The sequence below is a fragment of the Sphingobacterium sp. genome, assembly GCF_039596235.1.
In the GTDB taxonomy this organism is placed as follows: Bacteria; Bacteroidota; Bacteroidia; order Sphingobacteriales; family Sphingobacteriaceae; genus Sphingobacterium.
This window is the reverse complement of sequence record NZ_JBCNKE010000001.1, coordinates 556,867-571,946: the sequence shown is the minus strand read 5'-3', so window position 1 is coordinate 571,946 and position 15,080 is coordinate 556,867. Positions and strand designations below refer to the sequence as shown.

Sequence of the window (15,080 nt, the reverse complement as noted above, 5' to 3'; positions counted from 1 at the left end):
TGTATGTTCAGCAAAATCAAAGGGATCGAGGATTAGTTTACACTATTTCGCTATCCTTCCGTTTTTTATTTTAACTTTAACTTCACCTTTTTCAATATTGGATTCAGAAAATAGATTTGGCAAATAACCAATTGTACTCGCTTCAATCGAAAAAGATATTTTATCTTCATCAATATAAACTATCTGTGGGTGTACATATTGCCCTATCTTATTTTTTTGATAACCAAAATATAAAATTGGTGCCTCATTGTAATCAGTATCAAAAAACAGATTAACATCAATGATCTGATTGTTAATTCTATTTACACTTTCAGTCATTACATTCATTGGAAGACCTTTGTTATTAAGCTTTTTGAAAAAGAAAACATAACCTTTTATTCTTAGGGTCAAACGTTTATTCCTTCCAAAAAATGCGTTTCCTGGAAAATAAAGGAACAATAATTCTGCGAAGTTTGTTTGCAATAAACTTGCTTCAAATCCCCTACATCTTGAAACTACCGGGTGTTTTCGTAATTCCGTGTTCGTCATCTCAACAGACTGTTCAAATATTTTGAACAAATCATTTAGCTCATTCTTAAGCTCTAATTTGCAGGCTTCTAAATTAGCTAATTTTCTTTTCCCTTTCATTTTACGGCTAATTTCCGTAATTTTGTCGATGTTTAAATCCATATAATAAAAATTTAAATCCTCAATCCCTAAGTCTCTGCGCCAACAGAGATTTTTTTTTGCTTCACAAATATATAAAAATACATTTATTTTGTATATAATTTTACATAAAAATTGTAGTTATATTTTTTATAGCTTGGAGATTGCTGCACACCACTATCGTACCTATTGGAAAAATAGATTTCTTAAAAAATAGCCTTCCCGCTTTCTGAAAGTCTACCAAAGCATTAAAGACAAAAATGCTCCTTCTGATTTTCTCAGGAAGGAGCAAAAAAAATTCATTTTGATTTACCTTGTCAAAGGTAATACAGAACTTTCATTTTTGTTTTTTTGGAGGAGGAGGCGGTGGATTTCTGGAAGGTTTTAATTGCCCCTTTTCTACATATGTTAGTTTACCGTTATCACTATTTTTTCCCTTGTCTGGTTTAATCGATTTATTCATATCTATTTGTTTTTAGGTGATTTAATTGGTGGAGGAGGTGGATTTCTTGATGTTGGCATTTGCCCTCCTAATGGAACCGCTCCGGTAGGGTCCTTAATGATCTTAACTGTTTTCGATATTTGTTTCTTGCTCATTATTACATTGATAAAAGTGTTTGTCCATGTGTATTTGTGCTCTTTCCTCAGCAATCTTATTAAGTCTTTTGTTCTCCTTGATCAACACTGAATTATCGAGTTCTTGTAAGGCTATATTTGATTTCCGAAAAGAAAAATATCTCTCAAAAGCTTCATCATAATTTATTCTTTGATCTTCAAACTCGCACCATAATAAATCTAAATTTTCGTAAAGAGTTACATACTTAATTCTGTATTCACTTAACTTATTTATCACATCATCTTTAATTAACAAATTTGGCAAAGCTTTATCTGCTAATTGTATTATTATGATTATTAAACACGCTATAAATGCACTATTCTTAAGTATCTCAAACTGATTTTGAACTGTAGTCAGAACAGCACCTAAAATCGAAATCGCCGCTATAGTAACATCATATATAGTTTTATTAATTTTTTTTGAAGCCAAATATAATGATAGGAACTCTTCAGATTTCTTACTGTCATACAGATCTTCCCAAATTCTATTTCTTAAGCCGATTTTATTAGATATATTTTCCATACTATTAATTTCACATTTTATATTTATGCGAATGAGGTTACGTTTAGCTAGTCTTCTCGAAAATCCTATTGAACAACTCAATATACGGATTATTTGTAGTTTTCAATAGGTCGATATAAGATTGACGTGTTAATAATCGAAATTGCAAAATAATATAACTATCCCTCCAAAAACCTTTCCTAGTAGCATCATTGTCCTTGAATGCTGTATTTTTATAACTATTACTGTTCAAAACTATCTTACTCCAATTTACTTATTATTCTCTCAGCTGCATTTTTTAACGCTTGCGAGGCACGAGATTTTTCACGAATTAGAGCAGCGAATTTATACGTTGTGATCATTAATCTCAGAAACATCATCTGTATCAGGATTATCAATAGACGCTGGATATTGGGATCAGATAACGCCAATTGCATTAGCTCTGCTTCCAAGATTCCTTCATTTTGTACTTACTCTTGATCTTAGTTCTAAAAACAAACGGATAAAAGGTAAAAGACAGTATCTTTTTTCTCCTTTTTAATTCCTTAGAAATCCAACATATGGAACAGAAGCTTTTAAGGCTTCGGCTGCCTGAAGCATATCTTTCCCCAAGTAATATTCCTAGGATCCCTCAAATTTATCCATCTTTTTTAGAGCTGTTGAAACAACGCATTTCGAATAACCTCCACGATCCTATAGCGATCTGGAAGACTTTCCAACGCTTCATAATGTTTACAATAGTAAAGTGCTGTAGCGGATACAATCTGCTGGGGTGCCGAAGAAGTACCGTTACCTCGGATACCGAAGAGATCTTTTTTCTTCCATATTGCCCAAGGAACTTTTGTGTAAATGCTGCAATCGCTTCGCGAAACAAAAATTCACGAAATATTTATAAACGAGCAGTACTTTAGAGAATTGTTAATAATTTTATGTTAAATACCTAACAACTATCTAGAATTGTTAGGTGGAAAAAACTTTAAAAAAAATTGGAATAAGGAAAAAAAATATTAAATTCAACATTTATAACCTAAATTTTCATGAAAAGTAACGGTAGGGAGCGTTTTGAAGACCAAATAATAGATAGCAACCTTGAAAATGAAAATTTTCACAATAAATTATTTATTAGAGTTGGTGCAAAAGGCCGTATTTTTAAGAATGTAGATTTTTCTCATACATATTTTGATAATTGTTATTTCAGGAATATACAATTTGACTCATGCGTTTTCCAAGGATGTAAATTCAATAACTGTAATTTTCAAAGCAGCTCTTTCTCAGGATCCAATTTTGAATATTCAACATTTGAAAAAACATTTATAGATTCTGATATTTTAAATAATAACTGTCCAAGTCATAATAATTTAAAACTAAAATTTGTAAGATCTCTTAGATTGAATTTTCAAAGTTTAGGGGATTCAGTAGCAGTCAATAAAGCCATAAAGATTGAATTGTCCGCGACAAAAGAGTATTATTACGAAGCTTGGCACTCCAATACTTCATACTACCGAAAAAAGTACACTAATTGGAAAAGAATTGATTTTTTCTTCAAATGGCTTAATTTTAGAATCCAAGATTATGTATGGGGCAACGGGGAGAGTATTTATAAACTTATTAGGACAGGTTTATTTTTATGGATCATTTTTTCTGTACTTGAAACATTAATGTATAAAAATTCAAATAGCCTATTCGAGTACTGGAAGTCTTTTCTAGAAGCACCCAGTGTATTCATGGGCATCTATAAACCAATATATTACGAAATTTGGTATTATACATTAATTACCGTTTTAAGGTTTATAGGTTTTGCATTGTTCACCTCAATATTAATTAAAAGATATAATCGTCGTTAATGGAAATATATATTTTTGGATCATTGGTTAGAGGTGATATCGATAACTATTCTGATGTTGATATACTTATTCTGAAAAGAAAAAATGAACGATTAAAAGATCTAAATATTCAGAACTATTCAATCTATAATGAAGAAAGGATTCTACAGATTTGGGAAGAGGGGAATCCATTTGCTTGGCATTTATTTTTGGAATCAAAATGTATTTTCAAAACTTCTGAATTATCATTTTTTGAAAAAATTGGAGAGCCAAAATCTTATATTGGTTATCTCCATGACTTAGAAAAATTCTATAACCTATATCTCGAATCAGTATCTTCATTAACACATAATAATCTCTGTACTGATTTTGATGCTTCAATGATTTTTTTAGCTGTAAGAAATTTTGCATCATGCTTTTCTTTAGGGAAATTGAAGGTACCAATCTTTTCAAGAGATTCTGCATTACAGATCGAAAAATTTTCATTAAATATTGATATTAATATTTATAATAATTTGAGAAAATCTCGTATTCTTGCGACCAGAGGGATTGGGCAACCTTTAGATGTTAAAGAAACTAAAGAAATAGCGAAAGTTCTCCCTCAAATTGACCAATGGTTTTTAAATTTAATTAATTATGCAAAAGGGTAAAGACGAGTTTTTAAATAGAGTTACTGTGCAAAGATCAGTACTACAATTGGTAAATAAAGAAAAGGATTTAAAATTCCCATTGGTAGGGCTTTCTAGTAAGGCCATTGAGAGATGGCAAATCGAAAATAAAATCCCAACCACATCAACACTTTTAGAGTTCATTTATTTAATATCTTCAAAACTATTTTTTTTAGCAAACAAAAGTCAAGAACAAATAAACCCTGAATATATTGAATTAAGTAAAAGTGTAGCGCACCTAGTAGCACAATTGAGAACCAAACTACAAAACCAACAGACTACTATAGTATCTAAATAAATTCTTCAACAAATATATATACTACTTCAGTGGGGACCAACCAAGGCAGGATCCCTCTGTAAGCTTAGCGATCAATCTGGAGCCTTGAAATATATTGGCCACTATTTCTTCACTAAAATCCCAAATCACTTCAACTGGCGACCATGCATTAAATGGTTCAAGATTCTCGTTAACAAATTCCGCAGCATTTAAAAAGGGTAGATTTTCCTTTTGATGCCATTCAGGTTCGCTTGGAGTTGGAGCGCTATTATATAACCATATATCTCCAACGATTTTTTTTTCTTTCCATAAGTACGCATAACATACCTTGTCGTCATCTTCGATATACACCGCGAATTCTGGTCGATCTTTTGATACATATTTTGTTAAAATTGCCATTCGCTGCGAGGTTAAAACAACGAAGTCTGCACGGTATCGCTTCCCAATGGTGGCAATCCCTCCCAGTCGAAAGCTTCATAGCGATGTTTACCATCAGGACGAGTTGGATAACCTCGCAAGGTATAAACCGGATAATGCTTTAACTTTTCATTGGGCATTTCAAACAGGAAAATCGGCGGCATATCGTCTTCTTGAATATCCTCGATCCATTGGCGCTCGAGATCCTCAGGTAAAAATAAAGGCATACGGTGCTTATTCGGCCCATCGTTATGAATATTGGCCATCACTTCATTGGCTGCCCGCGTAAGCATGCCAAAAGATCCTACGCGTTCGACTACGCCATCTTCATCCACCGTCTCATGCCACTGATACAAGCCTGGTAGATAGAACAGCTCCCTACCCTCTGCACCGATAAAATAAGGGACTTTCTTTTTCCAGCCCTTTACCGCACGATGCTCAAAGGTACCACTCACAGGGATAAGACAGCGCTGCTTGCGCAAGCGGTACCAATAGGATTTTTTATCCTCTAGGATACGCTCGCTACGTACATTGATCATATTGCGCCTGCGATCGGCCTGCAACTTGGGATCGTCAATATAGGTCGGCAATACGCCCCACTCCATCTCGGTCAAGGCCAGCTGGCTTGAATCCTTGTCCTTATACAGTATCGGATATTTGGGAAAGGTAATGGCCTGGACATTCTCCAGATAGTCATAATTGTAATCCAATTGACGACGCTCGTCCCGCAATTGCGGAAAGGTCTTTTTGATAATCTCAATATCGGTATGGAGGCTAATATCCCAGCACATAATGTTGTCCTTTGTTTGGCTTTGATACGAATATACACAATTTACACTGTAAATTGTGATCGATCTAAAGCAAGAAAATAGGGCTCTTCGGTTCGTACTGGATCGGGCTACCGAAGGATATCTATAGCAAATACTTTCTTTTGAGTCTGCCCATCGCTAATGGTAGCCACTACCCGGCCATATTCTAGCGAGAACAAGATGTCGATTGGATTCTTGCGCTGGAACCTGGTCTTGGTACGCAGGTAGTTGACAATATTTTTCTCATAGAGCTTGAGCATGCGCTTGTCCCAGTTCTCCTCCTTGATACGGTTGAGAAAGATACGGTAGCCTGATCCGGTCGTCAGCATATTTTCAATCTTATCGGCATCCTGCGGCAGCTGTAGGACTCTTCCCTCCTTCGCCCCCAGTTGATGGGCATGCTGATCGGCGCTTTCCTTATCATCGTAAGGTGTGAGCAAGAAACCTGTCTTGTCCTTGACATCAGGCCACTCAAAGCGCTGCAGCACAAAGTCGGAATAACCGGACTCGAAGAGCTCGCGAAAGGAACTTTTGGTGACTTGTTCAAAGGGATTGTACAACATAAGACTAAGATAGGATTTATTATTCACTCCGCGGATCGGGCTTTAGCGGCATCTTGGCACAGCGGATCACCTCGATCGATGGACAAGCATATTCGACGACAACTTTACCCTCGATCAGATAGATTCCCGCACCACGAAGTGGATATTTCAGCAGTGTCTGTGGAAAGTGCACCGTATCAAAGAAACGCCCCTCGGCATCGAGGAAAGTACCGAATTTCATCAGGTCGCCACGCCTGGTCTTGACAAATTTCTCGCAGACAAAATCGCCTACTAAACGTACTATTTTCCCTTCATGCAAATGGAGTTCCCGAGCTGGCATATCACCCCGGTAATCACTCTTAGCCAGATCAAACAAGGTACCGGTCACGCAAAAGCCGATCAGCTCGATCTCATCGTAGTAGTCTTCCAGGATATCCTCCTCCAAAGGTGGAAGAATAGGTCGGCGGCTCTCGGTCTCAAAGAGGGCCATACCGACAGTCGCTGGCTTATGCCTGCTCATCAGCAGATGAGCCTCCCAGAGCAAGGCCTTCTTCCCTATCCCTGTAAACCGCAGGGCGCCGACACGGATCAGGATAATGACCTGCTCGAGCCCTGCCTGCGTCCGCTTGACAAAGTCCTGCAAACTTTGATAATGACCATTCGCCTCGCGTTCTGCGATGATACGATGGGCCAGTTTCCCTTCGAAATTGAGCAGGCAGTCAAAACCCAGATAAATATCCTTTCCGCGGATGGAGGTATTAAAGACTGACTGATTCACGCAGGGCAAGCAGATATGGCCCCCCGATATCCGCGCTTCATTGACATAGACCTTACGGTTGTAAAACCCACCATAATTGTTGAGCACCGCAACCATAAACTCCAAGGGATAATAGGTCTTGAGAAAAAGGCTCTGATAACTCTCTACGGCAAAGGAAGCGGAGTGCGCCTTGTTAAAGGAATAGCCGGCAAAGCTTTCCATCTGCCGCCAGATCTCGCGGCTGACTTGCTCGTCATAGCCCTTGGCCTTGCAGTTGGCGAAAAACTTATCTTCGATCTCGATCAAATGGTCTTTGCTGCGATATTTGCCCGACATCATGCGCCTGAGCACATCGGCATCGGCCATATCGAGTCCACCATAGGCGTTGGCAATTTTCATCACATCTTCCTGATAGACCATCACACCGTAGGTCTCTTCGAGCTGCTCCTTAAACACCGGATGGGGATAAACGACCGTGCTGGGATCGTGATGCCGACGGATGTATTCGCCCATCATGCCCGAACTGGCTACGCCCGGACGGATAATGGAGGAGGCTGCCACTAGGGTCAGGTAGTCATCACAGCGCAGCTTGGTCAGCAGCTGCCGCATCGCCGGACTCTCGATATAGAAACAGCCGATGGTATTGGCCGATTTGAGCTGTGCAGCAATCTGGGGATCCTCAAAAAATCGCTTCGGATTGTCGGTATCAATGACTACACCGAGATTTTCCCGTACAATGGTACGGCAATCTTTGATATGGCCGATCCCGCGCTGCGAAAGGATATCAAATTTTTCAAAGCCGATATCTTCAGCCACATACATATCAAACTGCATGGTGGGCAATCCCTTTGGCGGATTGTCCATGGCGGAATAACAGGTCAGCGGTTCCTCGGAAATCAGTACGCCACTGGCGTGTATGGTACGCTGATTGGGAAAATCGGCCATGCGGTTGTACACGCTTAAAATGGTGTTAGTCACCTCATTCTTGTTGAGCATATGCTCGGGCTCATGCACCAGGCGGTCGATCTCGGCCTTGGGCAATCCGTATACTTTCCCCAGCTCACGCAGGATACTCCTGGAGCGAAAGGTGCTCATGGCGCCCATCAAAGCGGTATGCCCGGTCTGATAGCGGTTGAAGATAAAATCATAGATCTCGTCTCGCTCGTTCCAGCTAAAATCAATATCAAAGTCGGGTGGGCTCTTGCGCTTGGGGTTGAGGAAACGCTCAAAGGGCAGGTTGAGGGCTATGGGGTCAACATCGGTGATACCCAGGCAATAAGCAACGGCGGAATTGGCTCCAGATCCGCGGCCTACATAGTGAAAATTGCGCCCCCGGGCGTAGCGGCAGATCTCGTCCGTAATCAGGAAATAACTCGAGAAACGCAGGTTTTCGATAATCTCGAGCTCACGCTGGATGCGTTCGGTCGCAATCCGGTCATTGCGGCCATAGCGCCTGGAAAAACCGTCCATACAGTACTTATGCAGCAGCTGCTTATCATTGTAGCGATTGCCGGTAAAGGTTGCCTTGTTTTTGACGCTCGTAAAATCAAAACCAAAGGAACACTGCCCCAGGATACGGTTTGTATTGGCGAGCAGCTGCGGCAGTTCGGAAAACAGGCGCATCAATTTGACCCGGGGGATAAATACCTCATCCTCGGCAGCGACTTGATCTGGACCCAGCTGCGAGATCAGCAGGTTGTTGTCAATCGCCCGGAGCTGCCGATGCAAGGTATAGTCGGCCCTACGGAAACTCACGGTAGCCAGGATTACACAGCGATCGAGCAGCCTTCGATCCATGAGCTGGGCACGGGTACGCTCACTAGGCCGGACGCCGATGTACTCGAAATCACGCAGTGGAAAGCTATTGAGTTTACTAAAGGGGTAGATCACAAACACCTGCTCAAAGTCTGGCGATCGCTCCGGCGTGGGACGATTTTCCATATTGAGCTTGGTGCGGTATTCGTTGATCTCACGGAAGCCCTGTTCGTTTTTGGCAATGGCCACGAAACAGAGCTGATCGCCCGCCCGAAACTCCATTCCGGCGAGCAAGTTGAGCCCTGCTGCGCGGCCCAATTTAATAAAGTCCAGTGATCCGGAACTGTTATTGATATCGGTAAGCACGGCGGTGTCGTAGCCCCCAGCGAGCATGCCCGAAATAAGATCCTGCAGGCTGAGGGTACCAAAGCGCAGGCTATAGTAGCTATGTAGATTTAAGAGCATGCTCCCCTCCTTTCTCTGGCGGCGGTGCGCAGATGGCTTTCATCAGAAATTCGGCGCCATAGCGTTTCCTGATCTTGTCCATGGCCTGCATCAGGTTGACCTCCTCGGCGCTATCGTCAAAGAGATCGGTCTGATAGGAACCGTAGATCAGCCCGGAGAACTTGATTCCGATAAGGCGGATCAGCATCCTGCGGCTATAGAGTTTTTTGAACAGGGAAAGCACCACATCCGTAAGCTTTCTGTCCGAATTGGTATAAGGGATCTGCAGCTGTTGGGTATGGGTATCGAAATTGCTGTAGCGGATTTTGAGGGTAACGCAGCTCGTTAGTTTTTGATCTTTGCGCAGGTCAAAGGCCAGCGTGTCGACCATGCCGATGAGGGTACGGCGGAGCACATCCATATCAATGGTATCCTGCTGGAAGGTGTTTTCCTTGGACATGGATTTTTGTTCACGAAAAGGTACCACCAGCGAATCATCCAGCCCATTGGCTTTGCGCCAGATATTGATTCCGTTCTCCCCGAGGACTTTCTGCATGGTGAACACCTCCATCTGCTGTAAGGTACCGATTTTGGAGATTCCCATATTGCGGAGCAAGGTAAAAGACTTCTCGCCGACCATGGGGATCTTGCGGATGGATAGCGGCGCCAGGAAGCCTTTTTCGGTGCCATTTTGCACCTGCTTCTCGCCACAGGGTTTGGCTGTACCGGTGGCAATCTTGGACACGGTTTTATTGACTGATAGGCCAAAACTAATGGGGAGGCCTGTCTCTTTGATAATGCGCTGGCGGAGTTCCTGCGTCCACTTCCAACAACCAAAGAAGCGATCCATGCCCGATACATCGAGATAATGTTCGTCTATACTTGCTTTTTCGACAATGGGGGTTTCCTCTTCGATGATCTGGGTGACCATACTGGAAAACTGACTATAGCGATCGTGATCGCCCCGTACCACAACGGCCTCGGGACACATACGCAATGCCAGCCGCATCGGCATAGCGGAATGCACGCCAAACTTACGTGCTTCATACGAACAGGACGCCACTACCCCACGGTCGCTGCTGCCGCCGATGAGCACGGGTACGCCCTGGAGCTTGCTGTTCTGCAAGCGCTCCACCGATACAAAGAAGGTATCGAGATCACAATGTACTATACTCCTTTCCATGTCTTTCAATTGCCTAAAAAGCCCTGCATTGCGGCTTTTGATTTTTGGTGGTTGCTGCGTTCAAAAATACTAATATTATTAGCAAACAAACAAGAAGATATTTTGGTTTAGTTTTTATCACATTCACAGTCAGCGCTATAATTTGTGGTGGACGTCGCATTAACTTTAGCTACATTACAGAAGATTACACATTTTTAAACATAAATTATTACTTTCGTTTAAAACATAGTTGACCAAACGATGAAAAGCCTAACGAAAAATGGTCTAAAATGGTCTTATATTTTTAAGCACTGGATAGGTACTCTGCTGTTGGGTAATATACTTATGTCTATATTCCCGGTATTTAATCGGTTAAATTCTGCAGATATCGGTCTGACAATACTAATTTCAATACTTTGGCTTTGCTACAGCGCAATTTATTCTATTCCTACGTTGGTATGCTGTATATTGGCATTCAGCTGGTTTGAAGACAATACGCTCAATGTAAATTGGATCAAAATGACTTTAATACTGATTACATTGGCTGGAATTACAATGACAGTAGCGTTAACAGTTGACTCAATGGACGTGGCTATAAACTATTCGATCGCGGCAATAATTACCGGGATATTATTTAAGATTGAGAAGGTGGACAGCAAAGTAATTTAGGGCGTTGTGTGAGCTGTAAGAGATACAGCGCAATGGGGATTATTCGTTTTTTAAATGAACAGGTCATATATTTTCAAGCATTGGCTATCAACTCTATTGATAGCTGCCGTCTTTTTACCTATCTATGGAGGATATGAAAATCATGCTATCCTTGGCGAGCTTTGGTTAGTCCCATATTTTTTGATCGGCGGGACACTTTTTTCTTTACCCACATTATTCGCCAATGTGTTCGCATTGTTTTTATTGGCACGTTATAAAGTCAATATAAGATGGGTAAAACCAATTCTTATATCGCTTACAGTTATTGGTATCTGTTCAACATGCTATATATTATCTAAAACTATGGCTCTGGAATTGGTACTGCCTTACTGCGTTATCGCGGTAATTTGTGGATTGGTGTTTAAGGTTGAAAAGAAATAATATGAGTATCATCTGTCTGCCCAAGTAGGTCTTTCATATCTATTTTGAATCCAGGAATATGACAGTATAAACATTGAATATCTTTAGCTTAATTTCAAATCTGGACTCCAAAGACAAAATAACCTCCCTCAATCGACAAAGGGAGGCCATTTGGCTATTCTATTGATAATAACTATAATTTTTGAAGGAGCAATCTACTTCTTTTGCCATTGCTTAAAATAGCTAATTATATTTTGATCATTTGAAGATAAATCATGGCTAACTTTACAAAATATTTCGACCTTGCTCTGTTCATTTTTATATTTTGATAGAATTTCCAACGACATACATGTCCCTTTGAATTTAAGATCTAAATCTTCGCTTATTGGATGAATATTTATCTTATTAAACATCAGCTGATCCAACGTAATACGGTACTCGGTTTCTACACCATCCTTATTCTTTAGAAGTCTAAGTAATTTTCTAGTTTGTCCTTCCACTACTGTGTCACCAGAAACCTTAAAATCTGCTATCAAAGATGCAATAGGACTTATGTTTCTTTCAAATAGAAAGCCGTTCTTTTTGTCTGATCTAGGAATTTCTTTAATAAAATTATGCTTTGCGTCAAAAGTGTAGGCTTTATTGGTATTCACCGAAGATACAAAGTAGCCGGCAAGTGAATCTGATGAAAACGAATTTTCTGTATCGACCTCTTTTTTCTGATCATGATAAACATTCATCTTTATATGATTTTGCTTGATCAAATATGGTTCTATAATAACAGTATCAAATCCCCAAAGAAATGTATGAAATGGGGATAGATTATTTATCCGCATAGTTACGGTCAATTTATAGTCAACAACTTGTTCCGGAGCCGCTTTGATCTGAGAACTTTGGCATGCAAGAGTAAAATTCATTGTCAATATTAGGCAAATGAAAAAGTTATTAATAAAATACATGTTTAATACTCTTTAGCCGTTATCACACAATAATTTCCAGTAGTCCATGACCACCCCATTGAGACACTTCCTAATACTCTAACAATACAATTGCGAGTTTCGTAAGTTAAATTATCGGCAGTTGGATAAATATCGACCAGATTTTCACTCCAAGAAACAGGCAGAGGAATAAACCCTGTTCCTTTGATATATGATCCCAAATGTGCAATTGCGTGAATATATGTTTTGCTCCATGTACCATATTTTTTTAGAGTTATCGTTTCTTCTGAAAAAACATTCCAGAGACCTGCCCTATTGGTTAGGACTGTCCATTTCACGTTAGCATCATAGCTGGGTGTTGTAGAGGAAAGGCCATCCAACATCGCGGAAGCGTCATAGGTATAGAAATCTTTCCAATCTTCAGCACTAGGTTCTGCTTTTTTGCTTGAGAATGCCTTTTTTGGGATACTGTTATTAGGAAGATAAGCATTTATAGTGTCCTGCTTTTTATCTAATCCAAAAGAATAATACAATATTTTGGAACCTGTTTCTTTATTTTTCTGCTCAAAAAATTTTTGTATAGCCAAATTATCATCATTTATTCCAGCTGCTCTTTTGAACGTTTCGTACTCATTTAGCGGCTTCTCTTTTATAGAGGTTACATCGCTCTTGTTACAACCCAAAACAAGAGTTGTTAACACCAGAATCATTAGTTTTTTCATATAATTTATTGTTTTTGGAATTAATTTGACATTTAATTATTTATTTATCTGCTGATAAAATTAGACTGCCCAAATACGGCCATATTTGTACCCGTTCGGACTCCTTTTATCCTTTTAAGTAGGATAAGTACGTGAATACCACCAACAAATGGTAAGAATATGATAGCCAAGACATACAATAGAAAATTGAATGGTCGTAGTTTATGCCTATTCAAAATCAATAGAAACAGAAAAATTAATTTCAGTAAAAACTCTAAAAAAAATAGAAGTTGCCATAACGTTAGTCCTAATAACATAAATTTAGTTTAAATATGTAATTGATAATTGTTTTATAATAAGGTAAACGGCTATAGCACCAAGTTGTCCCTTAAATCATTAAGTTATTTTTTCTGTATTGTAAAATAGGCTTTCTTTCAAAAACAATCACAAATTCAACAAGAATGACCTCTACTGAAAATACATTCTATCTTTAGTAAAAAGTGTGGAATAAAAAAGCGCAACGTCATGAAATAATCCATGCGTTGCGCCAAATTGAACACCACTACCTACAAAATTTTTAATTCATGGGCAAATTAATAAGATCTATATTGGGAGCAGTACCAGTAGCAGGTCTTGTAAAAACAGTATTTTCCGCCACGAAATCATTAAAAAATCCACCGTTTTGCAAAAAGAACTTACCGTTCTCAACTCCACCTCTATAATCGCCGCGTTGATTATTATCACCTGCGCCGTCCACACTAAATTTACAAGAAGTTGATTCGATCCATGTACCCGTTGTTGTCCTAACCCAAAAATTTGAATAATATGCCTTTCGGCCCAGGTAGCCCATCGTATTATTGAAATTTTCAAGAAAAGAGTAAGCACCTTTTATATAGGTTGAAATAGCCGGTCTTTTAAAGGTCGCAATATATTTCCATGTTCCTAACTCTGGAACATAAAACCAAGATGAATACAGTGTACTTCCTAACCCGTCCGGTCTTATTCTTGTCAGGAACTTATACGTCGTGCCGGTTGACCAGTCGTATGTCCAATTACTTTTTCCGCCGGTCCCCTCGCCACCGAAACCACTGACAACCACATCTGTACCGCTACTCACTGCAGTGGTTTTACCGTCAGCCTCATTGCTTGGATCCCATACGGAAAATATAATTTTTCGTTGTGTAGCTGAATTGACCTGAAAGCCAAAATATCCTTGTCCAAATCCATTTGCCATGTAATAACTACCTACAGGATCCTGTCCTGCGGGAACAGTCACTTCATTATACATCCATTCATAGGAATTTCCAGTAGGAAGACTTGGCGTTAAATGTACCGAAGGGCCACGACGTGAAAAATAATAGCTTGCAGGTATGTTCGCATAGGTAAGACCGGAGGAAGCTACCGCACCACCGATAAGAATATCGGTCATATTACCGATGTAAGTAGAAGTTTTGCTTATTCCCTGTAGATCTACTTTTACATAACCAGGTGCAGGAATCTGCACTGCACCTGCATAATAGTCTTTTGCAGGCGCTCCACCTGTCATGGTCACATCGAAACTCTGTCCATTGACGGTCAAACGGACCACACTCGTGCCTGTGGTGACGTAGCCTCGTATTCCCAAATGTAAAGTACCTGATTGTGTTACCTTGAAATAGGTACTTACCACAGCCGAAAGGCTGGTCCAGTTACGCAGCCCATAATTTGAATTATCAAAAATCTCTGCCCCACCGGATCCATTGGTCACAAACGCATTCCCACCCATAGGAATCGCAAGCGTCAGATCATTGATATCTCCCTGGATCAGACCTACCCCCTTTTTGCTAATTTTTTCGGACGGATTATGCTCTACGGCAGGATCTCTTTCACATGAGAGAAGAAAAAAAACTGCAAAACTCAGAACCGTGAAAAATAGATATAAATATTTGATCTTTACCATTTCAGTTGTTGTCATGAT

General features: G+C 39.8%; 14 protein-coding genes. 4 read left to right on the top strand and 10 right to left on the bottom strand.

Features of this window, described 5'->3' with window-relative positions; all coding sequences use genetic code 11:
- Positions 1–42 precede the first annotated feature (42 nt).
- Both ABDW32_RS02365 and ABDW32_RS02360 read right to left on the bottom strand, forming a co-directional pair.
- On the bottom strand, positions 43–669 hold the full coding sequence (locus ABDW32_RS02365) for a hypothetical protein (protein ID WP_343558995.1): 627 nt from the start codon (positions 667–669) through the stop codon (positions 43–45).
- A gap of 541 nt (positions 670–1,210) precedes the next feature.
- Complete coding sequence (locus tag ABDW32_RS02360) at positions 1,211–1,783, bottom strand: hypothetical protein (RefSeq protein ID WP_343558994.1); 573 nt, start codon at positions 1,781–1,783, stop codon at positions 1,211–1,213.
- Between the two features lie 1,016 nt (positions 1,784–2,799).
- Here ABDW32_RS02360 and ABDW32_RS02355 point away from each other — a divergent pair.
- The 3 genes from ABDW32_RS02355 to ABDW32_RS02345 are packed head-to-tail and all read left to right on the top strand — an operon-like array spanning position 2,800 to position 4,551.
- The gene (locus ABDW32_RS02355; protein ID WP_343558993.1) at positions 2,800–3,606 is read left to right on the top strand and encodes a pentapeptide repeat-containing protein; all 807 of its coding nucleotides are present in this window, start codon (positions 2,800–2,802) and stop codon (positions 3,604–3,606) included.
- Positions 3,606–4,235: a nucleotidyltransferase domain-containing protein gene (locus ABDW32_RS02350; protein ID WP_343558992.1), complete on the top strand. Its 630-nt coding sequence runs from the start codon at positions 3,606–3,608 to the stop codon at positions 4,233–4,235. The genes ABDW32_RS02355 and ABDW32_RS02350 overlap by 1 nt, the downstream gene beginning before the upstream one ends.
- Positions 4,222–4,551: a hypothetical protein gene (locus tag ABDW32_RS02345; RefSeq protein ID WP_343558991.1), complete on the top strand. Its 330-nt coding sequence runs from the start codon at positions 4,222–4,224 to the stop codon at positions 4,549–4,551. Before ABDW32_RS02350 ends, ABDW32_RS02345 begins: the two co-directional genes overlap by 14 nt.
- 21 nt (positions 4,552–4,572) lie before the next feature.
- On the opposite strand, the gene ABDW32_RS02340 is transcribed toward ABDW32_RS02345, so the two are convergent.
- From ABDW32_RS02340 to dinB, 5 genes are all read right to left on the bottom strand, one after another.
- Positions 4,573–4,929, bottom strand: coding sequence for a hypothetical protein (locus ABDW32_RS02340; protein ID WP_343558990.1), 357 nt, complete (start codon positions 4,927–4,929; stop codon positions 4,573–4,575).
- An 11-nt stretch (positions 4,930–4,940) separates the two neighbouring features.
- The gene (locus tag ABDW32_RS02335) at positions 4,941–5,738 is read right to left on the bottom strand and encodes an SOS response-associated peptidase family protein (RefSeq protein ID WP_343558989.1); all 798 of its coding nucleotides are present in this window, start codon (positions 5,736–5,738) and stop codon (positions 4,941–4,943) included.
- A gap of 107 nt (positions 5,739–5,845) precedes the next feature.
- On the bottom strand, positions 5,846–6,319 hold the full coding sequence (locus ABDW32_RS02330; protein ID WP_343558988.1) for a hypothetical protein: 474 nt from the start codon (positions 6,317–6,319) through the stop codon (positions 5,846–5,848).
- A 19-nt stretch (positions 6,320–6,338) separates the two neighbouring features.
- On the bottom strand, positions 6,339–9,275 hold the full coding sequence (gene dnaE / locus ABDW32_RS02325; protein ID WP_343558987.1) for a DNA polymerase III subunit alpha: 2,937 nt from the start codon (positions 9,273–9,275) through the stop codon (positions 6,339–6,341).
- Positions 9,256–10,437, bottom strand: coding sequence for a DNA polymerase IV (gene dinB / locus ABDW32_RS02320; protein ID WP_343558985.1), 1,182 nt, complete (start codon positions 10,435–10,437; stop codon positions 9,256–9,258). Before dinB ends, dnaE begins: the two co-directional genes overlap by 20 nt.
- A 240-nt stretch (positions 10,438–10,677) precedes the next feature.
- On the opposite strand from dinB, the gene ABDW32_RS02315 reads away from it, so the two are divergent.
- A complete protein-coding gene (locus ABDW32_RS02315) occupies positions 10,678–11,085 on the top strand; it encodes a hypothetical protein (protein WP_343558984.1) in 408 nt (135 codons plus the stop codon).
- A gap of 614 nt (positions 11,086–11,699) precedes the next feature.
- Here the strand turns inward: ABDW32_RS02315 and ABDW32_RS02310 are convergent.
- The 3 genes from ABDW32_RS02310 to ABDW32_RS02300 form a co-directional block, all read right to left on the bottom strand.
- Positions 11,700–12,401: a hypothetical protein gene (locus ABDW32_RS02310; RefSeq protein WP_343558982.1), complete on the bottom strand. Its 702-nt coding sequence runs from the start codon at positions 12,399–12,401 to the stop codon at positions 11,700–11,702.
- Between the two features lie 44 nt (positions 12,402–12,445).
- Positions 12,446–13,144, bottom strand: a complete 699-nt coding sequence (locus ABDW32_RS02305) for a hypothetical protein (RefSeq protein ID WP_343558981.1) — start codon at positions 13,142–13,144, stop codon at positions 12,446–12,448.
- A gap of 556 nt (positions 13,145–13,700) precedes the next feature.
- Positions 13,701–15,077: a DUF5077 domain-containing protein gene (locus tag ABDW32_RS02300; RefSeq protein ID WP_343558979.1), complete on the bottom strand. Its 1,377-nt coding sequence runs from the start codon at positions 15,075–15,077 to the stop codon at positions 13,701–13,703.
- Positions 15,078–15,080: the final 3 nt, after the last annotated feature.

Excerpts from the sequence above, each read along its gene's own strand:
- ABDW32_RS02365 (WP_343558995.1), bottom strand. The coding sequence starts at position 669 with ATGGATTTAAACATCGACAAAATTACGGAAATTAGCCGTAAAATGAAA.
- ABDW32_RS02360 (WP_343558994.1), bottom strand. The coding sequence starts at position 1,783 with ATGGAAAATATATCTAATAAAATCGGCTTAAGAAATAGAATTTGGGAA.
- ABDW32_RS02355 (WP_343558993.1), top strand. The coding sequence starts at position 2,800 with ATGAAAAGTAACGGTAGGGAGCGTTTTGAAGACCAAATAATAGATAGC.
- ABDW32_RS02350 (WP_343558992.1), top strand. The coding sequence starts at position 3,606 with ATGGAAATATATATTTTTGGATCATTGGTTAGAGGTGATATCGATAAC.
- ABDW32_RS02345 (WP_343558991.1), top strand. The coding sequence starts at position 4,222 with ATGCAAAAGGGTAAAGACGAGTTTTTAAATAGAGTTACTGTGCAAAGA.
- ABDW32_RS02340 (WP_343558990.1), bottom strand. The coding sequence starts at position 4,929 with ATGGCAATTTTAACAAAATATGTATCAAAAGATCGACCAGAATTCGCG.
- ABDW32_RS02335 (WP_343558989.1), bottom strand. The coding sequence starts at position 5,738 with ATGTGCTGGGATATTAGCCTCCATACCGATATTGAGATTATCAAAAAG.
- ABDW32_RS02330 (WP_343558988.1), bottom strand. The coding sequence starts at position 6,319 with ATGTTGTACAATCCCTTTGAACAAGTCACCAAAAGTTCCTTTCGCGAG.
- dnaE (WP_343558987.1), bottom strand. The coding sequence starts at position 9,275 with ATGCTCTTAAATCTACATAGCTACTATAGCCTGCGCTTTGGTACCCTC.
- dinB (WP_343558985.1), bottom strand. The coding sequence starts at position 10,437 with ATGGAAAGGAGTATAGTACATTGTGATCTCGATACCTTCTTTGTATCG.
- ABDW32_RS02315 (WP_343558984.1), top strand. The coding sequence starts at position 10,678 with ATGAAAAGCCTAACGAAAAATGGTCTAAAATGGTCTTATATTTTTAAG.
- ABDW32_RS02310 (WP_343558982.1), bottom strand. The coding sequence starts at position 12,401 with ATGAATTTTACTCTTGCATGCCAAAGTTCTCAGATCAAAGCGGCTCCG.
- ABDW32_RS02305 (WP_343558981.1), bottom strand. The coding sequence starts at position 13,144 with ATGAAAAAACTAATGATTCTGGTGTTAACAACTCTTGTTTTGGGTTGT.
- ABDW32_RS02300 (WP_343558979.1), bottom strand. The coding sequence starts at position 15,077 with ATGACAACAACTGAAATGGTAAAGATCAAATATTTATATCTATTTTTC.